Genomic DNA, 22656 nt, shown 5'->3' on the forward strand with positions numbered 1-22656 from the left:
CCTACCGCGAGCTCTCCGCCATGCGGCTGACCTTCCTGGAGGAGTCCCGGCGCTGTCGCAACGACCGCGCCCGGCGCGAGCTGGGCTGGGCGCCGCGCCATCCCGACCTGGAGGCGGCGGTGCGGGTTCTCCTTGGGGAAGGAGGGCCGGGACCCTCGGGCTCCCGCGTCTGTTAGGGTAGGGCGCCTGTTCCGGCAACGGTGATTCCCAGGACCCATGAGCCAAGACCCTTCCCGTCAGACCCGTCCCGTCCGCAGCTACGTGCTGCGCAAGGGCCGCCTCACTAGGGGCCAGCAGCGCGCCCTGGAGGAGCTGCTGCCGCGCTACGGCATCCCCGATACCCCGCGGGAGCTGGATTGGTCCGCCCTCTTCGGGCGCGAGGCCCCGGTGGCGCTGGAGATCGGCATCGGCGGCGGGGAGGCCCTGCTGGGCATGGCGGAGCGCCACCCGGACTGGAACTGGGTGGGGCTCGATGTCTATCCGCCGGGGGTGGGCAAGCTGCTCCTGGGCCTGGAGGAATCGGGGCTGGACAACGTCCGGGCGGCCCAGGCCGACGCCGTGGACTTTCTCGCCGAGCGGGTGCCCCCCGCCAGCCTGTCCGCCTGCTACATCTTCTTCCCCGATCCCTGGCCCAAGGGGCGCCACAAGAAGCGCCGCCTGATCCAGGCCCCCTTCCTCGACCTGCTGGCGGAGCGCCTGGCCCCGGATGCGGACCTCTTCCTGGCCACCGACTGGGCCGACTACGCGGAGTGGATGGTGGAGGCCCTGGAGGCCCATCCACGCTTCACCAACGTCCACGGCCCCGGCGCCTTCGCCCCCCGCTGTCCCGACCGTCCGCCTACCAAATTCGAGGCGCGCGGGGAGCGTCGCGGCCATGAGGTCTACGACCTGCACTACCTGCGAACGGGCGGAGGGGCCTAGGCGCCGTTCGGGCGCCCCGTCTCCTTCCCTGGCGGCCACTCCCCACCGGGGAGCCCCGTGCCACCCAGCCGCCGCACCGGCTCCTCGTCCATGAAGTAGGCCTGCGCCCTTCCCAGGGGGATACCCTCAGGGCTGAAGGCGGGGACCTCCAGGCGCTGGTAGGTGTTGCACTCCGGTCGGCGGTCCGGGGCGTAGCCCTCGATGGCGTCTACTACCGGCAGGTATTCCGGGGGCAGGTGGAGGAGGCAGCCGTGGATCCAGCCCGGGCCCCGGACCGCGGCCGGGAAGCCCAGGGGCAAGTCGAAGAGCCGGCCCCGCACCCGGGCGGGCCGCCAATGCTCTACCCGGCCGCCCAAAGCGCGCTCCCAGTTGGCGTGGCCCGGCTTCAGGGTGCCGTACACGAAGATCCGCATCCGCGCTTCCTCCATCCCTCGGCCGACGCCCCTGGCGGATCAGTCGAGGAAGAGCTGCACCAGGTCGTTGAGGAAGGCCCGGCCGCGCGCCGTGGGGGCCAGGCGCTCCGGGTCCGGCTCCAGCAGGCCCAGCCGCTCCGCCTCGGCGCGGGGGCCGTCCAGGGTGGCCGCCGGCAGGCCGGTGCGCGCCTCGAAGAGGTGGGTGGATACGCCCACGGTCAGGCGCAGGACGTTCAGGGCGAACTCGCCGGGCAGGTCCACGGCCGCCAGGTCGTGGCGCTCGACGGCGGGATCCCCCTCGCCGGCGGCGCGCATGTAGGCCTCGGGACCGGCGTAGTTGCGGGTGCGCCCGATGCCGTCGTTGGTGGTGCGCTTGCCGTGGGCCCCGGCGCCCAGGCCCAGATAGTCGCCGAACTCCCAGTAGTTGCGGTTGTGGCGGCATTCGCGGCCGGGCAGGGCGTGGTTGGAGACCTCGTAGTGGCCGAAGCCCGCCGCCGCTAGGCGCTCCCGCAGGGCGGCCTCGGTGTCGGCCAAGAGGTCCCCGTCCGGCAGGACGGGGGGGCGGGCGGCGAACACGGTGTTGGGCTCGATTGTGAGCTGGTAGAGGGCCACGTGCTCCGGCTCCAGGACCAGCAGCCCCTCCAGGTCGGACACTGCTCCCTCGGGCACCTGCCCTGGCAGCCCGAACATAAGGTCCAGGTTGAGGTTGTCGAAGCCGGCCGCCCGAGCGGCGGCCACCGCCTCCCGCGCCTCCGCCGCCGAATGGACGCGGCCCAAACGGGCCAGGGAGTCGTTGTCCAGGGACTGCACCCCGATGCTCAGGCGGTTGACCCCCGCCTCCCGGTAGGCCGCGAAGCGCCCCGCCTCGCTCGCCCCCGGGTTGGCCTCGAGGGTTACCTCGCATTCGGCGGCCAAGCCTAGCTTCCGGTCCAGGTCCTCCAGCACGGCGGCGAAGAACCCCGCCCCGAACAGGGAGGGGGTGCCGCCGCCGAAGAACACGCTTCCGACCTCCCGCTCCTCTTCGCCGGTCCGGCGGGCCAGCTCCGCCCGGACCGCTGCCAGGTAGTCCGTCTCGGGGAGCGTCCCCTCCCGGGCATGGGAGTTGAAGTCGCAGTAGGGGCACTTCCGCAGGCAGTAGGGCACATGGACGTATACCGCCAGGGGGATTTCGCCCGGTGGGGGCGCGCTCAACCGCGGCCCTCCTCCTCCAGGCGCCGGCGCAGGGCCTGCATGGCCCGGCCGCGGTGGGAGAGGCGCGACTTCTCCGCCGGCTCCAGCTCCGCCGCCGTCACGCCCCGCTCGGGCACGAGGAAGACGGGGTCGTAGCCGAAGCCCCCCGCGCCGGCGGGCTCGCGGGCGATGCGGCCGGGCCAGCGGCCCTCGGCGATGATCGGACAGGGATCCTCGGCGCCGTGCAGGAGCACCAGGGCGCAGTGGAAGAAGGCCCCTCGCCGCTCCTCGGGGGTGTCGCCCAGGGCGTCCAGGAGCTTCTGGAGATTGTCGGCGTCCGTGGCGCCGGCGCCGGCGTAGCGGCTGGAATAGATGCCGGGGGCCCCGCCCAGGGTCTCCACCACCAGGCCCGAGTCGTCGGCCAGGGCGGGCAGGCCCGTGGCGCGCGCGGCGTGGCGGGCCTTGAGGAGGGCGTTCTCGACGAAGGTCAGGCCGGTTTCCTCCGCGCCCTCCACGCCGAAGTCGCCCTGGGCGCGGACCCGCCAGCCCAAAGGCTCCAGCAGCTCGTTGAGCTCGCGCAGCTTCCCGGCATTGCCGGTGGCCACCACCACTTCCTGCATGGGGATCCTCTCTCTCGGCCTTCGCTGGATGGTTCGCGGTGCTCCGCCCCTTGGACCGGAGCCGGCGGTCAGGATTCAGAGCCGTTCGGCTCCCCGGCGAGGCGTTTTCCGCTGGGCTCGTAGGTCCAGGCGGGCTGGAGCACGAACAGCCGGCCGCCGTCCTTCATGCGCCCCGCCAGCCATTCCCCCGGTACCCCTTGGCCGGTGAAGAGGTCCGCGCGCACGGGGCCCCGGATGGCGCCCCCGGTGTCCTGGGCGAAGGTCAGACGCCGGAAGAGGCGTTGGCCACCGCCGTGGTCGGGCTCCGGCAGCTTGGTGGTCATCCAGACCGGGTAGCCCAGGGGAATGTGGTCGGGATCCACGGCCAGGGAGCGGCGCGGCGTCAGGGGGGTGCCCAGGGAGCCCAGGGGGCCGTCCTGGTCCGGATCCCGCATCTCGAAGAACACATAGCTGGGGTTTTCGTTCAGCAGGGGGCGGATCTCGTCGGGATGCTCCCGCAGCCACTGGCGGATGGTGGGCAGGGAGACCTCCTCCCGGGGGAGCTCGCCGCGCTCGATCAGGATCCGGCCGATGGAGGTGTAGGGGTAGCCGTTCTGGTCGGCGTAGCCCACCTTGACCACCTCGCCGTCCGGCAGGCGCACCCGGCCGGAGCCCTGGATGTGGAGGAAGAACCGGTCGATGCGGCTGTCCACCCACAGCAGCTCGTTGCCCGCCAGGGGCTCGGCCGGGCTCTCGATCTGGGCCCGGTCGTAGTAGGGCACCACCTTGCGATCCCCGGTGAGCCGGCCGCGCACCCGTTTCCCGCTCAGGGTCCGGAATCGGGACTCCAGGGAGATGCGCAGGAGGTCGTCGGGCGGCCGGTAGATGGGATACTTGTAGCGGTCCGTGGGCTCCCGGCTGCCTTCCAGAAGGGGCACGTAGTAGCCGGTGAGCAGACCGCGGTTGTCCGGCTCGCCGTTCACCATCCGGCGGGGGAGGAAACGGGTCTGCATGAAGAAGCGGGCCTGGGCGTGGCTGGGCTCGGGGTGGACCTCCGCCTCGTTGCAGATGGCACGCCACTCGGGGGTGCTGCCGAGGCGCTGGCAGGTGCGCAGCAGGGCCTCCCAGGCCCCGCCCTGCGCGCCCCGCTCCCAGCCGGGCACCTCCGACCAGGAAACGGGCGGGCCCATGCCGGACTCCGGGGGCGGCTCCTCCCGGGGACCGAGCAGGGCACATCCCGTCAGGAGCAGGGACAGACCCGCCCCGACGAGGGAGCGGGCCACGATGCGGAGGCTGGAAACGGCGTTCAAGCTGCTGGCTCCTCTTCCGGCGTCCCGGGGGCTCCCTCCCGGGGCCGAGGGCCGGGAGAACGGTTGCGCAAGCGCCACGGCGGGCGCCCGTGCTGGCAATAGGGCGGTCCACTGCGGGTCCGGCCTTCGTCTGGGGCGTCGTAGCAGGTAGTATAGGGACCCCGGCCGCGGTGGCAACCGCCCCTCCGGATCTCGTTCAGAAGAGGTTTCCCGCATGATCCGCAGCATGACCGCCTTCGCCCGCAGTGAAGCGGACCTGGGGCCCCAGCAGGCCGTCTGGGAGCTGCGCACCGTAAACCACCGCTACCTGGAAGTGAATCCCCGTCTGCCGGAAGGCTACCGGGGCCTGGAGAGCCACCTCCGGGAGCGGGCGCGGGAGATGCTCCAGCGCGGCAAGCTGGACGCCACCCTGCGTCTCTCCGACAACGGCGGTGACGGCGGTAGCCTGCGCCTGGACCACGATCTGGTCCGTTCTTTGGTGGAGCTGGGCCGGGAATCGGCCCGGGAGCTGGGGACCACCGGCGAGCTGCCCACCGCCGAGCTGCTGAAGTGGCCGGGCGTGGTGGTTACCGCCACCCTGGACGCCGGCGAGGCGCAGCGCCGCCTCCAGGAGGCCTTCGACGCCGCCCTGCAGGAGCTGGTGGAGGCCCGGGGAAGGGAGGGCCAGGCCCTGGTGGCGGCCCTGGAGGAGCGCCTGGGCGGGGTGGAGGCCGGCCTAGCCCGGATCAAGGAGCGCCTTCCCGAGGTGCGGGAGGCCTTCCGCAACCGCCTCGAGGAGCGCCTGGGCGAGCTGCGCGAGCGTGTGGACCCCGACCGGCTGGAGCAGGAGGTGGTCCTGCTGGTGCAGCGCGCCGACGTGGACGAGGAGCTGGACCGGCTTGCCACCCACACCGCCGAGGTCCGCCGTGTGCTGCGGGAAGGGGGCGCGGTGGGCCGGCGCCTGGACTTCCTCATGCAGGAGATGAACCGGGAGGCCAACACCATCGGCTCCAAGTCGCCGGACACCGCCATCAGCCAGACGGTGGTGGACATCAAGGTGCTGGTGGAGCAGCTGCGCGAGCAGGCCCAGAACATCGAGTAAGTGCCAAGGGAGGCCGACATGCCCGAAGGACCCGCCGATCTCCCCCACCCGCCGGGGCTGCTGATCATCCTCTCCGCCCCCTCGGGCGCGGGGAAGACCTCCCTGTACCGGGCCCTGCTGGAGCGCCTGGACGGCGTGGAGGCCTCGGTGAGCCACACCACCCGGGCGCCGCGCCCGGGGGAGCGGGACGGGGTGGACTACCACTTCGTGGACGAAGCGGAGTTCGAGCGGCTGGTGGCGGAGGGGGCCTTCCTGGAGCACGCGCGGGTCTTCGACCGCTACTACGGCACCAGCCGGGCCGCCGTGGAGGCGGAACGGGCCGCGGGGCGGGACGTGGTCCTGGAGATCGACTGGCAGGGCGCGCGCCAGATCCGCGAGCGGGTGGCGGACTCCGTGAGCGTGTTCGTGCTGCCGCCCTCCCGGGAGGCGCTGCGCGAGCGCCTGGAGGGGCGCGGCCAGGACGACCCCGAGGTGATCGAGCGCCGCATGCGCGACGCCGAGGAGGAGATCAGCCACTACGCGGAGTACGACTACGTCATCGTCAACGACGATTTCGAGGAGGCCCTGGGGAGCCTGGTGGCGGTGGTGCGGGGCGAGCGCTGCCGGCTGGACCACCGCCGGGAGGCCCTGGCGGTGTTCGCCGACCGGCTGATGGGCAAAATTGACGAGGCCGGGGGTTGAGGGTAGGGTAATACGTTTCCCGTCAGATTCTTCCGAGGCTTCCGGGAGAGGGCAAGGAATCCATGGCGCGCATCACCGTTGAAGACTGTCTGGACCACATTCCCAACCGCAACCGCTTCCACCTGTCGCTGATCGCCGGCCGGCGCGCGCGGCAGCTGAGCCATGGCGCCACCCCGCTGGTGGACTCCCCCGAGGACGACACCACGGTGCTGGCCCTGCGGGAGATCGCCACCGGCCAGGTCACCATGGAGCTCCTGGACCGGGTGGATCAGGAGCTGGAGGGCGTCCACCTGCCCGACGGCGGCGAGGCCATGGGGGGCGAGTCCTCCGTGGCCGAGGCCGCCGAGGCCCTGGGTGCCGGCATGGCCACCGGCACCCGCCAGGAAGCCCCGGCCCCGGGCTCCGACGAGGCGGGCACCGAGGAAGCGGAAGCGGCCGGCGAAGGCGATGAGGTCCAGGAGGAGGCGGCCCCCGAGGAGCCCGGTCCGGCGGAGGAGGAGCCGGAGGGCGAGGAGGGCGCTGCCGGCGCCTCCTCCGACAAGGAGAGCCCCTAGATACCGCCCGCCCGGGGGAGCCCCGCCGGGGGCCTCCCCCTCCCGAACCGAGTGAAATCCGCCCGCCGTGCTGCGCATCAACGAGCTCATCGAGGCCGCCCAGGCCTACCTGCCCGCCGAAGACGTCGATCTCGTCCATCGCGCCTATCTGCTGGCCGCGGCCGTCCATGAGGGGCAGCAGCGGGCCTCCGGCGAGCCCTACATCACCCACCCCATCGAAGTGGGCCGCATCCTGGCGGGCTTCCACATGGACGGCGCCTGCCTGGCCGCCGCCGTGCTCCACGACGTCGTGGAGGACACCCCCGCCACCTTCGAGCAGGTCCAGCGCCAGTTCGGCGAGGAGGTGGCCATGCTGGTGGACGGCGTCACCAAGCTGGGCCAGGTGCACTTCGAGACCCACGAAGAGGCCCAGGCGGAGAACTTCCGCAAGATGCTCCTGGCCATGTCCCAGGACCTCCGGGTCATTATCATCAAGCTGGCCGACCGCCTGCACAACATGCGCACCCTCGACTACCTCGGGGAGAACAAGCGCCGCCGGGTGGGCCGGGAAACTCTGGAGATCTTCGCGCCCATCGCCAGCCGGCTGGGCCTGAACCGCATCAAGAACGAGCTCGAGGACCTCTCCTTCAAGCACCTGTACCCGGTGCGCTACCGGGTTTTGTGCGAGCAGGTGCGCAAGGAGCGCGGCAACCGCGCCCACATCACCGACCGCATCGAGGCTGCCATCGCCCGGGACCTGGAGGAGGCGGGCCTGGACGCCGACGTCATCGGCCGCGAGAAGCACCTCTACAGCATCTACCGCAAGATGCGCTCCAAGGGCCTGTCCTTCGAGGAGGTCCAGGACATCTACGCCTTCCGCATCCTGGTGGAGGACGTGCCCACCTGCTACCAGGTGATGGGGCGGGTGCATAACCTGTTCAAGCCCATTCCCGGGCGTTTCAAGGACTACATCGCCATTCCCAAGGCGAACGGCTACCAGTCCCTGCACACGGTGGTGGTGAACCCCTTCGGCGGAGTCATGGAGTTCCAGATCCGCACCCGGGAGATGCACGAGGTGGCCGAGGCGGGCGTGGCCGCCCACTGGAAGTACAAGGAGAAGGGCGTCACCTCCCCCGACCGACGCAAGCTGGAGCAGAGCTACGCCTGGCTCCAGCAGCTCCTCCAGATCCAGCAGGAGGCCGGCGACTCGGCGGAGTTCCTGGAGCACGTCAAGGTGGACCTGTTCCCCGACGAGGTCTACGTGTTCACCCACAAGGGCGAGATTCTGCGCCTGCCGCGGGGGGCCACGCCGGTGGACTTCGCCTACGCCGTGCACACCGAGATCGGCCACCAGTGCGTGGGCGCCCGGATCAACGGCCGCATCACCAGCCTGCGCACCCCGCTGCGCAACGGCGACCGCGTGGAGATCCTCACCGACCCGGACCACCAGCCCAACAGCTCCTGGCTCCACTTCGTGGTCACGGGCAAGGCGCGCTCCGCCATCCGCCATTTCCTCCAGACCCAGCAGCGCGAGAAGTCCGTGGCCCTGGGCCGCGGCATGCTGGAGCGCACCATGGAGGGGGTGGGGGTGCCCTTCGCCGAGGTCCCCGACAGCGCCCTGCGCGAGGCCGCCGAGCACTTCCACCTGCAGTCCCGCGAGGCCCTCTTCGAGGCCATCGGCCGGGGCACCGTGCTGGCCCCCGCCGTGGTCCAGCACCTGTTCCCGGGCTACCTGGACCGGGACCTGCGGGTGGCCGGCGCCCTGGGCGGGGAGGAGGCCGAGGCCTTGGACCGCGGCAACGGCAACGTGCTGGTGCGGGGTATGGAGGGGATCGTCGCCAACCTGGCCCGGTGCTGCTACCCTATACCGCGGGATGAGATCGTCGGTTTCATCTCCGTGGGTCGGGGCGTCATGGTGCACCGCAAGGACTGCCCCAACCTCCACGAGCTCGCCCACCATCCGGAGAAATGGGTGGACGTGGACTGGGCGCCGGAGACCAAGGGCGTGTTCCCGGTGGCCATCCAGGCCGTGGTGCAGAACACCAAGGGGGTGCTCGCCGGAATGGCCTCGGCCATCGCCGAGGACGGCGCCAATATCGACAACGTCCTGGTGGAGGATCGGGACGGGGTGTACAAGACCATCGCCCTGACCCTGGAAGTGGAGGGCCGCGACCACCTTGCCCGGATCATGCGGATCATGCGCGGATTGGGTGCGGTGGAGCGGATCGTGCGCAAGAAGGGCTGAGCTAGGGAAGAACGACCATGTATTTTCGGGAGAATTATCATACGGACGCCGCGCCCCAGGCCATCGGGCCCTACTCCCAGGCCGTGCGCGCGGGCGAGCTGGTGTTCATCTCCGGGCAGATCCCGCTGGACCCGGTGACCATGGAGCTGGTGGACGGCGACTTCCGCCGCCAGGTGGAGCAGGTGCTCACCAATATCGAGGCCGTGGCCAGTGCCGCTGGCGGCACCCTGTGCCAGGTGGTCAAGCTCACCGTCTACCTCACCGACCTCGCCAAGTTCGAGGTGGTCAACGAGGTGCTCGACGACTACTTCCTGGAGCCGTATCCCGCCCGCGCGGCCCTCGGGGTGGCCGCCCTGCCCAAGGGGGCGGAGGTGGAGATGGAGGCCATCATGCACGTGGAGCCCGGCGAGGCGGAATAGCCCACCCGGCCACGCAAAAAACGCCGACCCCCGCGGGGGTCGGCGTTTGCATGTGCGGTCCGCTCGGGATCGGGGGCTCAGGCCGGCTTCTGGACCTTGCCGCTCCGGATGCACTGGGCGCAGACGTTCAGGCGCTTGATCCCGCCTTCCGCCACGGCACGCACCTTGTGCAGGTTGGGCAGGTAGCGCCGCCGGGTCTTGTTGTGGGCATGGCTGACGTTATTGCCCGTGCCCGGCCCCTTCCCGCAGATCTCACAACGCTTCGCCATGGTGGCTCCCCACTTGCTTACGCCATAAAATAAAAAGTTTACCATATTTTTGCGTCTTCGCCACCGGGTGGGCCCGAATTGTCTACGCTCCTTGCGCACTCCGCCAGCCCGCGCCCCCGTCCCGCTCCCTGCGTCCGCGCGGTACCGGGGGGGCGCCGGCCGTGACCGGGCGCGGGGGCGGACGCCCGCTGACCGAGCTGTCGGGCCTCGGCCCGCGCATGGCCGAGCGTCTCGAGCGCCTCGGCGTCACCACCCAGGAAGCCCTGCTCTTCCACCTGCCGTACCGCTACCAGGACCGTACCCGCGTCATCGCCATCGGCGCCCTGGCCCCGGATCAGGAGGCGGGCTGCCAGGGGGTGGTGCGGGCCGCCGAGGTGGTCGGGCGGCGCCGGCCCATGTTCGTGGCGCGCATCGAGGACGGTACGGGCTTTCTGACCCTGCGCTTCTTCCAGGTGCGGGAGTACCTGAAGCGGAGCCTGCGCCCCGGCCGGGGGGTGTGGGCCTTCGGTACGGTGCGGGCGGGGCAGACGGGCCTGGAGATGGTGCACCCGGAGCTGGAGACCGACGCGGAGGAGCCGCCGGAGGCCCCCGCCCACCTCACGCCGGTGTACGCCGCCACCGAGGGGCTGACCCAGGGGCGGCTGCGGGCCTGGATCGGCCAGGCCCTCTCCCGGGCCGGGGCCCGGCTCCCCGAGCACCTGCCGGAGGAGGTGCGCAGGGAGCACGGCTGGCCGGCCCTGGCGGAGGCCCTGGAGACGGTCCACCGTCCCCCGGCGGACGCCGACGTGGAGGCCCTGACGGCGTTCCGGACCCCCGCCCAGCAGCGCCTGGCCTTCGAGGAGCTGCTCGCCCACCACCTCGCCCTGCGCAAGGTGGGCCAGGAGCGCCGCAGCGCCCGGGCGCCGGTCCTGGAGGGCACCGGGGAGCTCACCAACGCCCTGCTGGCCTCTTTGCCCTTCGCCCTCACCGGCGCCCAGGAGCGGGCCTGGGCGGAGGTGCGGGGGGACCTGCGGGGCCACCACCCCATGCAGCGCCTGATCCAGGGCGACGTGGGCTCCGGCAAGACCGTGGTGGCGGCGCTGGCCCTCCTGCAGGCGGTGGAGGCCGGCCATCAGGCCGCCCTCATGGCCCCCACCGAGATCCTGGCCGAGCAGCACGCCGCCACGCTGGCGGAATGGCTCCGGCCCCTGGGCCTGGAGGTGCACTGGCTGGCGGGCAGCCTCCCCGAGCGCGAGCGGCGCGCCCAGGCGGAGGCCATCGCCAACGGTGCGGCCCGGGTGGTGGTGGGCACCCACGCCCTGTTCCAAAAGGAGGTGCGCTTCGCCGAGCTGGGCCTCGTGGTCATCGACGAGCAGCACCGCTTCGGCGTCCACCAGCGCATGGCCCTCAAGGAGAAGGGCCCGGACCCGCACCTGCTGATCATGACCGCCACCCCCATCCCCCGCACCCTGGCCATGACCGCCTTCGCCGACCTGGAGGGCACGGTCATCGACGAGCTGCCGCCGGGACGGCAGCCCGTGGACACGGTGGGCATCTCCGACGCCCGCCGGGAGGAGGTGGAGGCCCGCATCCGCGATGCGGTGGCCGGCGGCCAGCAGGCCTACTGGGTGTGCCCCCTGGTGGACGAGAGCGAGATGCTGCAGCTGGAGGCCGCCACCGCCACCCACGAGCGCCTCCAGGCCGCCTTCCCGGAGCTGTCCGTGGGTCTGGTCCACGGCCGCATGACCCCGGAGGAGAAGGAGGCCGCCATGGGCGCCTTCAAGGAGGGGACCACCCACCTGCTGGTGGCGACCCCGGTGATCGAGGTGGGTGTGGACGTGCCCAACGCCACCCTCATGGTCATCGAGCACGCCGAGCGCATGGGCCTGGCCCAGCTCCACCAGCTGCGCGGCCGGGTGGGGCGGGGCAGCCGCAAGTCCGCCTGCGTGCTGCTCTACCACCCGCCCCTTGGCGAGAAGGCCAAGCGGCGCATCGCCGCCATGCGCGAGACCAACGACGGCTTCCGCATCGCCCAGGTGGATCTGGAACTGCGGGGGCCGGGGGAAGTCCTAGGGACAAGGCAGACGGGGCTGGAGCAGATGCGGATCGCCGATCTGGGCCGGGATCGGGACCTGATCGCCGCCCTGCCCGGGGCGGCGGACGCCCTGCTCCGGACGGACCCGGAGGCTGCCAATGCGCTGATCCGGCGGTGGGTGGGCGACCGGGCCGTGTATGGCGAGGTGGGGTAGGGCCCACCGGATCGCCGCCCCGCGGTTGACAGCGCCGCGAAATCGCCTAAATTCGCGGGCAGCCATTGACCCATCCAGGCCTCCGAGAGACGCAGAAGCACGACCATGGACCAGCAGCAACGCCGCTGGCTTCGCCCCTGGCGGGAAGTCAAAAGCGAAACCTATTATCCGAGCCCGGGCCTGATCCGGCTGCGGGGCCGCCACCAGCTGCGGACCCCCCGCCGACCCCTGGACGCGCGGGAGGCCGCCGCCCTGGTGCGCGAGGTCCAGGAGGTCCACGATCGCTTCCAGGACGAGCTGGACCGCTGCGTGGACCAGCTGCTCGAGCGCCTGTACGGTCCGGAGCCGCCCTCCGACGGCAACGGCTCCTCCTGACCCGCCCCTTTCCCGCCCGGACGGGCGGGGCGCCCGCACGGCCCCTTTATCCCTGGAAGTCCCCGATTTGGTATCCTGCCCGGCAGGTCGTCCCGCCCGGGACGATCCCGCGATAGGGAGTGATGCCCCATGCAGGTGCGCGTGCAGCAGGAAGCCTTCGACGTCGGCGCCGAGCTGGCCGCCCACCGCCCCAACGGCGCCGGTGCGGGGGCGGAGGTGCACTTCGTCGGCAACGTCCGGGACCTGAACGACGGCGAGGCGGTGGAGGTCATGGAGCTGGAGCACTATCCGGGCATGACCGAGCGCGAGCTGGAGCGGGTGGCCCGCGAGGCCGGGGAGCGGTGGGAGCTGCTGGAGACCCTGGTGATTCACCGCTTCGGGCGCCTCCACCCGGGGGAGCGCATCGTCCTCGTCTCCGTCTGGTCCGCCCACCGCGCGGACGCCTTCGACGCCTGCCGCTACATCATCGATACCCTGAAGACCGCGGTGCCGTTCTGGAAGAAGGAGGCCCTCCCCGAGGGCGGGCACCGGTGGGTGGCCCCCGGCGCCGGGGAGGGCGAGCCCGTCCGCTAGCGCGGACGCCCGGCTAGAACTGGTACAGCAGGCTGGTGGAGGTGAACACGTCGGTGCGTTCGGCCCCCTCGGGAGGCTGGCTGTCGTGCTCCACCGCCACGCTGGTCTTGAAGGCGAGACTCTCGTTCACCCGCAGGCTCAGGGATGTCTCGCTGGAGAGCAGGTACTCCTCGGCGTCCTCCACGGACTGGGTCCAGGTGATCTGCTCCCGGAAGGTGGAGCTCTCGGCGAAGGACCAGGCGAACTTGGTCCGTACGCGGGCATTGACGCTGTCCTCGTAGGTGTCGTCCACCAGCCAGTCCTGGCGCAGGGCGGGGCCGGCGTCCAGGCGCCATTCCAGGGTCTCGTGGTCCTGGAAGAAATGGCGGCCGAGGCCCAGGGTCTCGACGAGCTGGAGCTCATAGCCGGCGAAGCGGTCGTTGAGGGCGGACAGGGCGGCGAAGGCGTAGACGCTGCGGTTGAGGTCGTAGTCCAGCTGCGCGTCGCCCTGCAGGCGCTGGGTGGTGGACTCTCCCTCTTCCTCCGAGTAGCGTCCGCTGGTCTGGAGCAGGAGATGCGTGCGGCCCTCGTCGCGCTCCCCGGACACCGCTCCCCTGTAGGTGGTGCTCTCCGAATTGCCCGAGGCGGTGCTGATGCCCAGCTCGGCTTCGGAATCCCAGAGCCTGGGCTTCTCCTCGGCCGTTTCCTGGGCAGCCGCCGCATGGGGCCCGGCAGCAAGGGCCGCGGCCAGGGGCAGGAGGGAACGGCGTCCAAGGTGTGAATCTATGAACAAGCTTGTGTCTCCTGTCGCGGATGGTATGGGAGAATTGTCCGCTCCCCTCGGCTGCGGCGGGTGGGGGGTCACCGACTCCGCCCGCGGGGGGAGCGGCGGGGATCAGGTCTTCACCGTAACGGAGCCACCGGATTGAGTACATTTCAGCCGGACACGGTTGTCATCGGCGGGGGGGTCATCGGCCTGACCACGGCCCTGGCGCTGTCCGAGCGCGGACAGACGGTGACCGTGGTGGATCCGGGGCGGCGCGAGGGGATCAGCTCCTGGGCGGGGGGCGGGATCCTGTCGCCCCTGTACCCGTGGCGTCAGCACCCGGCCGTGAACGCGCTGGCCAAGCGCAGCCAGCAGGTCTACCCCGAGCTCTGCCGGCAGGTGCGGGACCGCACCGGCATCGATCCCGAGCTGCGCTCCCTGGGAATGCTCTATGCGGACTTCCCCAGCCACCCGCCTCTGGACCGCGAGAGCGCCCGCGACTGGGCGCGGGAGCAGGGCGTGGAGTTCCAGGAGCTGGGGGGCGACGAGCTGCCCGCCGCCGAGCCCGAGCTCAGCCCGGTGGCCGAGTACGGCCTGCGCCTGCCGGCCATCAGCTGGGTGCGCAATCCCCGCCTGATGCGGGGCTTGCGGAGCCTGGCGTTGGAGGACGGGGTGGAGATCCTGGACGGGGTCCTGGCCCTCCGGCTGCGGGAGCAGGACGGCGCCATCCAGGGGGTGGTGACCGACGCGGGCCCGGTGGACGCGGACCGCGTGGTGGTGGCGGCCGGGCCCTGGAGTACGCAGCTATTGGCCCAGGTGGGCTGGGAGCTGCCCGTTCGGCCCGTGAAGGGGACCATGCTCCTTCTGCAGGGCTGGCGGCCGGTGCTGGAGCAGGTGGTCATGACCGGGAGCCATTACCTCATCCCTCGGGCCGACAACCGGATCCTGGTGGGCTCCACCACCGAGGAGGCGGGCTTCGACCCCCGGACGGTGCTGGGCTCGGTGCGCGCCCTCTCTCAGGCGGCGGTGGAGATGGTCCCCGAGACCGCCAACCTGGAGCTGGAGACCTTCTGGTCCGGGCTGCGCCCGGGCAGCCCGGACGAACGGCCCTTCGTGGGCCCGGTGCCCGGCGTGAAGGGGCTCTACGTGAGCTCCGGGCACTACCGCAACGGGGTGGTGCACGCCCCGGCCTCCGCGGAGCTCCTGGCCGCCCAGATGACCGGCGCCGAGCCTCCGTTGGATCCGGAGCCCTTCGCCCCCGACCGTCCCCTCCCCGCAGGGGAGGGGTAGGGGCCGGCCGGGAAATCCCGATCGGGACGGTGGGGTTTTCGTCCCCAGGCAAGGATAGTACGTTTCCCGTAGAACCTCCGAAGGCGGCGCCCCGCCGGGGGCGGGGCGGCGGCGACGGGGTGCATCCCCCGGGTTGATCCGGGTCAAATCTTCCCGCGGGGAACAGGGTTAGGGTCCGTATATGGTCAAAGCGGGAAGCATTCTGTATAGTTGCAAGCGTTCAAATGGTCAGGTAAAGGCCCCATGAGCTTCCAGAGCAAGAACGAGATCGCCCGGGCCCTCCGGGAGCACCGGATCCAGCCGACGAGCCAGCGGGTGGAGATCGCCCATGTGCTCTTCGAGCGGGGCCTGGAGGCGGGAGCCGACCACCATATGAGCGCCGACGAGGTGCTGGAGCGGGTGAACGCCGACTACCACCGGGTCTCCAAGGCCACGGTCTACAACACCTTGCGCCTGTTCGAAGAGACCGGCCTGATCCGGGCCGTGGTGGTTTCCTCCAGCAAGGTGTTCTTCGACGCCAACACCGAGCCGCACCACCACCTCTACGACGAATCCACCGGCACCCTGCAGGATATCCCCGCCGAGGACATCGACACCGAGCAGCTCTTCCACAAGCTGCCCGAGGGAGTATCCGGGAACGACCTCGACATCGTGGTGCGGGTCCGCGGCCAGGCCTCCAGCGCCGGCTGAAACCGCTTCCCCCTTCTCGCCGGGCGGGCGCCCCAGCGGAGCGCCCGCCCGCGTGCCGTCCGCCCCCGCCGGTTGCCGCCCTCCCGGGGGCGGGATAGAATGTCCGCCGCATTGACGCCGCCGTAGCTCAGCTGGCAGAGCAATCGATTCGTAATCGATAGGTCGGGTGTTCGAATCACCCCGGCGGCACCATGAAAAGCAAAGGCTTACGCCGCCAGGCGTAAGCCTTTTTTTTGCCCGAATACCCCCCTTCGGCCCCTTCCCGCCTGCCGCCTTACCACCCCCAGGCAATCCGGTATCGCGCTGCAGTTGTCCATGATAGGCCTGGAATCCTGGGCATGGTACGGACGAAAAGGCAGGCCGGGGCCCGCGGCCCTGACGGGGGAACAAGATGAGCCAGGTAAATGTTGCCTTAACCGTGGTTGGGGGCCTGGTGCTAATTCTGGGGCTACTGAGCCGGCCGGTGGCACGTTCCTGGCTGTCAGCTCCCTTGCTGACGTTCATGGCTGGGGTGGCCCTGGGTCCGCTGGGTCTCGGCTGGCTGCATCCGGAAAGCTGGGGCCGGCCGGAATACCTACTGGAGGAGGCCGCCCGCCTGACCCTGGGCATCAGCCTGATGGGCATCGCCCTGCGCTTGCCGGCGCGCTACCCCCTGGTGAACTGGCGTCCCCTCCTGATCCTGCTATTGGTGGCCATGCCGGCAATGTTCCTTATAAGCGCCGGGCTGGCGGGCTGGCTGCTGGGCCTGCCCCTGTTGGTGGCCCTGCTGGTGGGGAGCAGTGTTTGTCCCACCGATCCGGTGGTCGCCTCCTCCATCGTTACCTCCAGCGTCGCCAAGGAGGAGCTTCCCGGGACCTTCCGGCATATGCTATCCACCGAGTCGGGGGCTAATGACGGCCTGGCCTACCTCCTGGTGCTGCTGCCGATACTGCTCGTGACCAAAAGCGGGCCCATGGCCTGGGAGGAGTGGCTCACCACGGTGCTCCTTTGGGAGGTTGGCGGCGCCATTGTCTGGGGGAGCTTGGTCGGGCTTGGGGGAGGGTGGGCCTTGAGCAAGGGGGAGGAAATGGGGCTGATCGAGCAGCCTTCCTTCCTTTCCCTGTCCCTTGCCTTGACCCTTCTGACGCTTGGCGCAGGCAAGCTGTTCGGGACCGATAGCATCCTGGCCGTCTTTGTCGCGGGGGTGGCTTTTGATCAGTTGGTGGGCGGGGAGGAACGCATGGAAGAGGACAATGTTCAGGAAGCGGTCAATGCGTTCTTCACCCTGCCGGTATTCCTGTTTTTCGGTCTCATGATTCCCTGGCATGCCTGGGTGGACCTGGGACTCCGCGGGGTGCTCCTGGCGTTGGCCATATTGGCCCTACGGCGCCTGCCGGTGATCCTGGCCCTGCGACCCTTCCTGGAGCCCTGGCGGGAGTGGCGGGTAACCCTGCTAGCCGGCTGGTTCGGGCCCATCGGCATATCCGCCCTGTACTACGCCATGCTGATTGCCCGCGAAACGGCCAACAAGGCGGCCTGGGAGGTGGGCAGCCTAGTGGTTGCTGCGTCCCTGGTGGCGCATGGCATGACCGCAGCGCCCCTAGCCAGGGCCTATGGCCGGTCACGGGCCTAAGGAGCCGCCCAGGACGGAGGCTTGCCCGGTAGGGGCGATCCTCCCTGGGGAAGGATGGAATGTCGCCGCCCCGTCGCCAAGGCGGAGGAGCGGCCCTTAACGGGCGGAAAAGCCACCGACACACCGGAAGGAAGCCGGGAAAGGGGAAAATGCGAAGGCTTACGGAGGTCCCCATAGGTTCGAGCCGGGCCATCGGTGTTTGTTAGTATGGGAACCCCTTATCGCCCCGGACCCTGAACCGATCGCGTGGCCGGCCCCGTCTTATTACCTATCCCGAATCGAATATTTGTACAGAGGAGCAGTCATGAGCCAGGAGGATTACACTCCCGCCGTCGAGACGGCGCGGGCGTACTACAACAGCGAGGACGCCGACACCTTCTACTTCACCATCTGGGGCGGCGAGGACCTCCACATCGGCATGTACGAGTCCGCTGACGAGCCCATCTTCGACGCCAGCGTCCGCACCGTGCACCGCATGGCCGACAAGGTGGACCAGACCATCGGCGCCGGCACCCGGGTCTGCGACATCGGCGGCGGCTACGGCGGCACTGCCCGCCACCTGGTGAAGCGCTTCGACTGCCACGTGGACGTCCTCAACCTCTCCGAGGTGGAGAACGAGCGCGACCGGCAGATGAACAAGGAGCAGGGCCTCGATCACAAGATCGACGTCTACGACGGCAGCTTCGACAGCACCCCCTTCGAGGCGGAGAGCTTCGACCTGGTGTGGTGCCAGGATTCCATCCTCCACGCCGACGACCGGGCGGCGGTGCTGAAAGAGGTGGACCGGATCCTCAAACCGGGCGGAGAGTTCATCTTCACCGACCCCATGCAGACCGACAACGCGCCGGAGGGCGTGCTCGATCCCATCCTGGCGCGCATCCACCTGCCCAGCCTCGGCTCCGTCTCCTTCTACCAGGATACCGCCCGGAAGCTGGGCTGGGAGGATCTGGGCTTCGAGGACCACACCGATCAGCTGCCCCGCCACTACGGGCGGGTGCTGGAGGAGCTGGAGCGCCGCGAGGGCGAGCTCAAGGGCAAGGTCAGCGAGGAGTACATCGCCAACATGAAGAAGGGGCTGCGCCACTGGGTAGACGGCGGCAACAGCGGCTACCTCCAGTGGGGCATCCTCCACTTCCGCAAGCCGCAAAGCTGAGCCCAGCCCGTCCCGCCACCGGGCGGGGCCCAAAAGGAGAGCCCGCCGGGCGTGCCCGGCGGGCTCTCCTGCGTTGAACGGGTCGGCCCGGCGGCAGGCGGGGTCAGTGGATGCGCACCAGGCCCTCCTCCACCTTGTCGCGGGTCTCTTCGCCGACGAGCATCTCCACCAGCTTGAGGCCGAAGTCCATGGAGGTGCCGGGGCCGCGGGAGGTGATCACCGAGCCGTCCACCACCACCGGATCCTCCACGTAGTCCACATCACCGATGTTCACCTGGTTCATGAACTTGGGATTGCTGGTGGCCTGGCGGCCCTCCAGGTGGCCGTGCGCGGCCAGGATGGACGGCGCGGCGCAGATGGCCGAGGTGAATTTGCCCCCGCTCTGATAGCGCTCGATCAGCTTTTGGACCCGCTCGTCCCGCTTCAGATGGTCCACGCCGGGCATGCCCCCGGGCAGGGTGATCATGTCGAAGTCCCGGTCCATGACCTCGTCCAGGGGGGCGTCGGGCACCACCCGGGTTTCCCGCGAGCCGGTGACCGGCTCCGTGCCGCTCAGGCCCGCCAGGACCACCTCGATGCCCCCGCGGCGCAGCACATCAACGATGGTAACCGCCTCCAGCTCCTCAAAACCCTCCGCCAGAGGCATCAGGACGCTCGCCATCGGTTCTCTCTCCTATCGCTTCCACCGACTCCGGCCGGGCCGGCCGGAGTGCGGCCCTTTTCATCAATGGGATATCCCCGGGATGCTGCCATTGTTGCCTCAGGCCGACAACAAAGCCAAGCGGGCCCGTTCGAGGGCCGGGGCGGCTCAATACTGCAGGTAGGCGTGGCCCTCCTCCTGCAGCCGGACGATCTCCGCCTCGGCCATGGGCACCAGGGTGACGAAACCGTGGATGTCCTCGGGACCGTAGTCCATGGCGGCGGCGGCTTCCTTGCACATGCGGAACTCGATCACGTCGCCCATGGTGAGGTTCTGGGCACGGGTCATTAGGTCCTCGTACTCGTCGTAGTTCTCGATGGCGAAGAAGGGGATCTCCTCGCCGTGGAGCACGAGCACGATGGAGGTATCGAAGGGGTTGGCGCCGTTGAGCTCGCTGATGTAGCTGGCGCGGTCGAGCACGGAGTTCATGCGCTCCACGCTGTCCACGGTGACGTCCATGACCACCTTCTGGCCGCTGTACTCCACGTCTTCGGTCTCGGCGTGGCCCCAGGGGGCGTTGGCCTCCTCCTGCGCCTGGGCGGGGCCCGCCGCCAGGAAGGGGAGCAGGAGGGCGAATGCGAGGATGCGATGCATGCTGGTTCCTCCCAGTTGGGGAATGGGGATGAATGTCTGTAACCCTTGGAAACGTACCCTCTTTGTTCTGTCCTGAAAATCGGTTCCTTTCGACGGCTGGAATCCAGGGCACGGGATCGGGTCTAAATCCTAAGGATAAAGTCGGAAATCTCCCGTGGGCGTCCGCGTGCGGAGGCCTATCCATACATTTACGGCAGAGGAGGCGAGCCATGTCCCTAGCGACCGGTTCCATCCAGAAGAACGGCAAGGTCCTGGTGGACCACGTGCGGGTATGGGTGAACGCCGAGGAGGACGGCTCCGGACACCGCACCTACTGGGGCTACCTCAACCCCGAATGGGAGACCCCCATCGGCCGCCTGGATCCGGACGGCGAGCCGGATCCCCGTTACGAGCTGGACCTGGAGGGCGGGGAGCACATCCCGATCCGGTTGGAGGACCACCGCGACGAGGCCTTCATCCAGGTGAACCAGAACGGCTACCGGACCCTCCATTTCCGGAGCGTGCAGTAAGGGGAGGGACTGATACACTGGCCCCATGACGGAGCCCGGTCCGCCCGCCCTTCCCGACTGCGTCCCCGCTCGCGGGAGCCGCCCGTGACCCGCCAGGCCCGGCTGCCGGGGACCCTCCCCGGAATCGGCTGGCGGGAATGGGTGGCCCTGCCCGAGCTCGGTGTCGACGCCATCAAGGCCAAGGTGGACACCGGGGCCCGCAGCTCCGCCCTGCACGCCTTCTTCGTGGAGCCCTATACCCTCCGCGGGGTGCGGATGGTACGGTTCGGGCTCCACCCCGGGCAGGAGGAGCACGCCGAGGTGATCGCCCGCGCCCCCGCGGTGGACCGCCGATGGGTGCGGGATTCCGGCGGGCACGGCGAGCGGCGCTATGTGATCGAGACCCTCGTGGTGCTGGGGACCACTGCCTGGCGGGTGGAGATGACCATCACCAACCGGGACACCATGCGGTTCCGCATGCTGCTCGGGCGGACGGCCCTGCGCGGGCGCTACACCGTGGACCCCGACCGCTCCTTCCTGAGCGGCCGTCCGGACCCGGCCGCCGCCCACCACGAGGGGTAGGGATGAAGCTGGCCGTCCTGTCGCGCAACCGCCGGCTCTATTCCACCCGCCGCCTGGCCGAAGCGGCGGTGCAGCGGGGACACGAAGTCCACATCATCGACCCCCTGCGCTGCACCATCGACATCGCCTCCCAGCGCCCCAGCATCCAGTTCAAGAAGCAGAGCCTCACCGGCTTCGACGCCGTGGTGCCGCGCATCGGCGCCTCCATCACCTTCTACGGCCTGGCGGTGGTGCGCCAGTTCGAGATGATGGGGGTCTACCCCCTCAACGAATCGGTGGCCATCGGCCGCTCCCGCGACAAGCTGCGCTCGCTGCAGCTCCTCGCCCGAGCCGGTGTGGGGCTGCCGCTCACCGGCTTCGCCCACTCGGTGGACGACACCGAGGCCTTGGTGGAAATGGTGGGCGGCCCGCCGCTGGTGGTGAAGCTCCTGGAGGGCACCCAGGGCCGGGGGGTGGTGCTGGCCGAGACCCAGAAGGCGGCGGAGAGCGTCATCGACGCCTTCCGCGAGCTGGACGCCAACTTCCTGGTGCAGGAGTTCATCGGCGAGGCCGCCGGGGCGGACATGCGCTGTTTCGTCATCGGCGACAAGGTGGTGGCCTCCATGAAGCGCCAGGCCAAGGAGGGGGAATTCCGCTCCAACCTGCACCGGGGCGGCGCCGCCACCCTCACCCGGCTCACCCCCGAGGAGCGCTCCACCGCCCTGCGCGCGGCCAAGACCATGGGCCTGAACGTGGCCGGCGTGGACATCCTGCGCTCCAACCACGGCCCGGTGGTCATGGAGGTGAACTCCTCCCCGGGGCTGGAGGGCATCGAGGCCGCCACCGGCAAGGACGTGGCCGCCATGCTGGTGCAGTTCATGGAGAAGAACGCCAAGCCCAACCACACCCGCACCCGGGGCAAGGGCTAGCGTCCCCATGCCCCAGCCCTTCACCATCCACGGCCAGGCCATCCGCCCCGGCACCCGGACCACGGTGGACCTGCCGGTGGCCCAGCTGCACACCCACACCCCCGTGAACATGCCGGTGCAGGTGGTGCGCGGCCGCGGCGACGGCCCCCGCGTGTTCGTCAGCGCCGCCATCCACGGCGACGAGCTCAACGGCGTGGAGATCATCCGGCGGGTGCTGCGCCACAAGGCCCTCAAGCGGCTGCGCGGCACCCTCGTGGCGGTGCCCATCGTCAACGTCCACGGCGTGCTCCACCACTCCCGCTACCTGCCCGACCGCCGCGACCTCAACCGCTCCTTTCCCGGCTCGGAGCGGGGCTCCCTGGCGGCCCGGCTGGCCCACCTGTTCATGACCGAGGTGGTGGGCAACTGCGACTACGGCATCGACCTGCACACCGGCGCCATCCACCGCGGCAACCTGCCGCAGATCCGCGCCGACCTGGACGACCCCGAGGCGGACCGCCTGGCCAAGCTGTTCGGCGTCCCGGTGCTGCTCAACTCCGCCCTGCGCGACGGCTCCCTGCGCCAGGCCGCCGGCGACCGCGGGGTGCCGGTGCTCCTCTACGAGGCCGGGGAGGCGCTGCGCTTCGACGAGTTCTCCATCCGCGTGGGGGTGCGCGGCGTGCTCAACGTGCTGCGGGCCCTGGGCATGCTGCGCCCCAGCCGGCGCAAGCGGCCCCTGCCCGAGCCCTACGTGGCCCGCTCCAGCAACTGGGTGCGGGCGCCGCAGAGCGGCTTCCTGCGTACCACCGTCGAGCTGGGCGCCCTGGTGAAGAAGGGCGACCGCCTGGGCGTGGTCTCCGATCCCTTCGGCGAGCAGGAGGAGACGGTGAAGGCCCTGGGGGAGGGCATCGTGGTTGGCCGCACCAACCTGCCCCTGGTAAACGAGGGGGACGGCCTGTTCCATATCGCCCGCTTCAAGGCCGCCGACGAGGTGGCCGCCGAGCTGGAGGCCTTCCAGTCCGAGGAGGAGGCCTTCTCCACCAACGAGCGGGGCGAGGAGGCGGACTAGGGGCTGCACCCTGGGGCCGGGACCGGACG

General features: G+C 70.3%; 25 protein-coding genes and 1 tRNA gene. 18 read left to right on the plus strand and 8 right to left on the minus strand.

The features are described from left to right. Positions 1-216: 216 nt before the first annotated feature. Positions 217-921 (plus strand): tRNA (guanosine(46)-N7)-methyltransferase TrmB, encoded by a 705-nt coding sequence (gene trmB, locus ACLFRB_RS04280; protein WP_411067769.1) that lies wholly within the window; start codon positions 217-219, stop codon positions 919-921. Here trmB and ACLFRB_RS04285 read toward each other — a convergent pair. From ACLFRB_RS04285 to ACLFRB_RS04300, 4 genes are all read right to left on the minus strand, one after another. Next, positions 918-1334 (minus strand): gamma-glutamylcyclotransferase, encoded by a 417-nt coding sequence (locus ACLFRB_RS04285; RefSeq protein ID WP_411067770.1) that lies wholly within the window; start codon positions 1332-1334, stop codon positions 918-920. The two genes, trmB and ACLFRB_RS04285, sit on opposite strands and share 4 nt — an antisense overlap. 39 nt (positions 1335-1373) lie before the next feature. Then, on the minus strand, positions 1374-2525 hold the full coding sequence (gene hemW, locus ACLFRB_RS04290; protein WP_411067771.1) for a radical SAM family heme chaperone HemW: 1152 nt from the start codon (positions 2523-2525) through the stop codon (positions 1374-1376). Next, a complete protein-coding gene (gene rdgB, locus ACLFRB_RS04295) occupies positions 2522-3124 on the minus strand; it encodes an RdgB/HAM1 family non-canonical purine NTP pyrophosphatase (RefSeq protein ID WP_411067772.1) in 603 nt (200 codons plus the stop codon). Before rdgB ends, hemW begins: the two co-directional genes overlap by 4 nt. 68 nt (positions 3125-3192) lie before the next feature. After that, on the minus strand, positions 3193-4413 hold the full coding sequence (locus ACLFRB_RS04300) for a murein transglycosylase A (RefSeq protein ID WP_411067773.1): 1221 nt from the start codon (positions 4411-4413) through the stop codon (positions 3193-3195). A 214-nt stretch (positions 4414-4627) separates the two neighbouring features. On the opposite strand from ACLFRB_RS04300, the gene ACLFRB_RS04305 reads away from it, so the two are divergent. The 5 genes from ACLFRB_RS04305 to ACLFRB_RS04325 all read left to right on the plus strand — a co-directional run bounded on the left by ACLFRB_RS04305 (position 4628) and on the right by ACLFRB_RS04325 (position 9372). Further along, positions 4628-5494 (plus strand): YicC/YloC family endoribonuclease, encoded by an 867-nt coding sequence (locus ACLFRB_RS04305; protein ID WP_411067774.1) that lies wholly within the window; start codon positions 4628-4630, stop codon positions 5492-5494. 18 nt (positions 5495-5512) lie between these two features. Then, a complete protein-coding gene (gene gmk, locus ACLFRB_RS04310; protein ID WP_411067775.1) occupies positions 5513-6175 on the plus strand; it encodes a guanylate kinase in 663 nt (220 codons plus the stop codon). A 62-nt stretch (positions 6176-6237) separates the two neighbouring features. Then, complete coding sequence (rpoZ, locus tag ACLFRB_RS04315) at positions 6238-6729, plus strand: DNA-directed RNA polymerase subunit omega (RefSeq protein WP_411067776.1); 492 nt, start codon at positions 6238-6240, stop codon at positions 6727-6729. A 67-nt stretch (positions 6730-6796) separates the two neighbouring features. Then, positions 6797-8953 (plus strand): RelA/SpoT family protein, encoded by a 2157-nt coding sequence (locus tag ACLFRB_RS04320; RefSeq protein WP_411067777.1) that lies wholly within the window; start codon positions 6797-6799, stop codon positions 8951-8953. A gap of 17 nt (positions 8954-8970) precedes the next feature. After that, positions 8971-9372 carry a RidA family protein gene (locus ACLFRB_RS04325; protein ID WP_411067778.1) on the plus strand — a complete coding sequence of 134 codons (402 nt, stop codon included), beginning with the start codon at positions 8971-8973 and terminating at the stop codon, positions 9370-9372. A gap of 77 nt (positions 9373-9449) precedes the next feature. Here ACLFRB_RS04325 and rpmB read toward each other — a convergent pair whose 3' ends face one another. Further along, the gene (rpmB, locus tag ACLFRB_RS04330; RefSeq protein ID WP_054966927.1) at positions 9450-9641 is read right to left on the minus strand and encodes a 50S ribosomal protein L28; all 192 of its coding nucleotides are present in this window, start codon (positions 9639-9641) and stop codon (positions 9450-9452) included. 161 nt (positions 9642-9802) lie between these two features. On the opposite strand from rpmB, the gene recG reads away from it, so the two are divergent. The 3 genes from recG (at position 9803) to ACLFRB_RS04345 (ending at position 12817) form a co-directional block, all read left to right on the plus strand. Beyond that, a complete protein-coding gene (gene recG, locus ACLFRB_RS04335; protein ID WP_411067779.1) occupies positions 9803-11869 on the plus strand; it encodes an ATP-dependent DNA helicase RecG in 2067 nt (688 codons plus the stop codon). 105 nt (positions 11870-11974) lie between these two features. Further along, positions 11975-12244, plus strand: coding sequence for a hypothetical protein (locus ACLFRB_RS04340; protein ID WP_411067780.1), 270 nt, complete (start codon positions 11975-11977; stop codon positions 12242-12244). Positions 12245-12373: 129 nt separating this feature from the next. Beyond that, on the plus strand, positions 12374-12817 hold the full coding sequence (locus ACLFRB_RS04345) for a molybdenum cofactor biosynthesis protein MoaE (protein WP_411067781.1): 444 nt from the start codon (positions 12374-12376) through the stop codon (positions 12815-12817). 13 nt (positions 12818-12830) lie between these two features. On the opposite strand, the gene ACLFRB_RS04350 is transcribed toward ACLFRB_RS04345, so the two are convergent. Then, the gene (locus ACLFRB_RS04350; protein ID WP_411067782.1) at positions 12831-13589 is read right to left on the minus strand and encodes a YdiY family protein; all 759 of its coding nucleotides are present in this window, start codon (positions 13587-13589) and stop codon (positions 12831-12833) included. A gap of 132 nt (positions 13590-13721) precedes the next feature. Here ACLFRB_RS04350 and thiO point away from each other — a divergent pair, with 132 nt between their 5' ends. The 5 genes from thiO to ACLFRB_RS04375 all read left to right on the plus strand — a co-directional run bounded on the left by thiO (position 13722) and on the right by ACLFRB_RS04375 (position 18307). Further along, positions 13722-14852, plus strand: coding sequence for a glycine oxidase ThiO (thiO, locus tag ACLFRB_RS04355; RefSeq protein ID WP_411067783.1), 1131 nt, complete (start codon positions 13722-13724; stop codon positions 14850-14852). Between the two features lie 243 nt (positions 14853-15095). Then, entirely contained in the window at positions 15096-15542 is a 447-nt protein-coding gene (locus tag ACLFRB_RS04360; protein WP_411067784.1) for a Fur family transcriptional regulator, read from the plus strand. Positions 15543-15658: 116 nt separating this feature from the next. Then, positions 15659-15734: transfer RNA gene (locus tag ACLFRB_RS04365), tRNA-Thr, on the plus strand. Positions 15735-15933: 199 nt separating this feature from the next. Beyond that, positions 15934-17154, plus strand: coding sequence for a cation:proton antiporter (locus ACLFRB_RS04370; protein WP_411067785.1), 1221 nt, complete (start codon positions 15934-15936; stop codon positions 17152-17154). Between the two features lie 304 nt (positions 17155-17458). Then, positions 17459-18307: an SAM-dependent methyltransferase gene (locus ACLFRB_RS04375; protein WP_411067786.1), complete on the plus strand. Its 849-nt coding sequence runs from the start codon at positions 17459-17461 to the stop codon at positions 18305-18307. A 103-nt stretch (positions 18308-18410) separates the two neighbouring features. Here the strand turns inward: ACLFRB_RS04375 and ACLFRB_RS04380 are convergent, their stop codons facing one another. Both ACLFRB_RS04380 and ACLFRB_RS04385 read right to left on the minus strand, forming a co-directional pair. Next, positions 18411-18968, minus strand: coding sequence for a DJ-1 family glyoxalase III (locus ACLFRB_RS04380; protein WP_411067787.1), 558 nt, complete (start codon positions 18966-18968; stop codon positions 18411-18413). Positions 18969-19115: 147 nt separating this feature from the next. Beyond that, entirely contained in the window at positions 19116-19601 is a 486-nt protein-coding gene (locus ACLFRB_RS04385) for a hypothetical protein (RefSeq protein ID WP_411067788.1), read from the minus strand. A gap of 209 nt (positions 19602-19810) precedes the next feature. On the opposite strand from ACLFRB_RS04385, the gene ACLFRB_RS04390 reads away from it, so the two are divergent. From ACLFRB_RS04390 to ACLFRB_RS04405, 4 genes are all read left to right on the plus strand, one after another. After that, positions 19811-20110 (plus strand): hypothetical protein, encoded by a 300-nt coding sequence (locus ACLFRB_RS04390; protein ID WP_411067789.1) that lies wholly within the window; start codon positions 19811-19813, stop codon positions 20108-20110. Between the two features lie 84 nt (positions 20111-20194). Next, positions 20195-20671, plus strand: coding sequence for an ATP-dependent zinc protease (locus ACLFRB_RS04395; RefSeq protein WP_411067790.1), 477 nt, complete (start codon positions 20195-20197; stop codon positions 20669-20671). Positions 20672-20673: 2 nt separating this feature from the next. Then, positions 20674-21579 carry a 30S ribosomal protein S6--L-glutamate ligase gene (gene rimK, locus ACLFRB_RS04400; RefSeq protein WP_411067791.1) on the plus strand — a complete coding sequence of 302 codons (906 nt, stop codon included), beginning with the start codon at positions 20674-20676 and terminating at the stop codon, positions 21577-21579. A gap of 7 nt (positions 21580-21586) precedes the next feature. Then, complete coding sequence (locus ACLFRB_RS04405; protein ID WP_411067792.1) at positions 21587-22627, plus strand: succinylglutamate desuccinylase/aspartoacylase family protein; 1041 nt, start codon at positions 21587-21589, stop codon at positions 22625-22627. Positions 22628-22656: the final 29 nt, after the last annotated feature.

Origin of the sequence: Thiohalorhabdus sp. (assembly GCF_046545655.1) — a bacterium.
Lineage (GTDB): Bacteria > Pseudomonadota > Gammaproteobacteria > Thiohalorhabdales > Thiohalorhabdaceae > Thiohalorhabdus.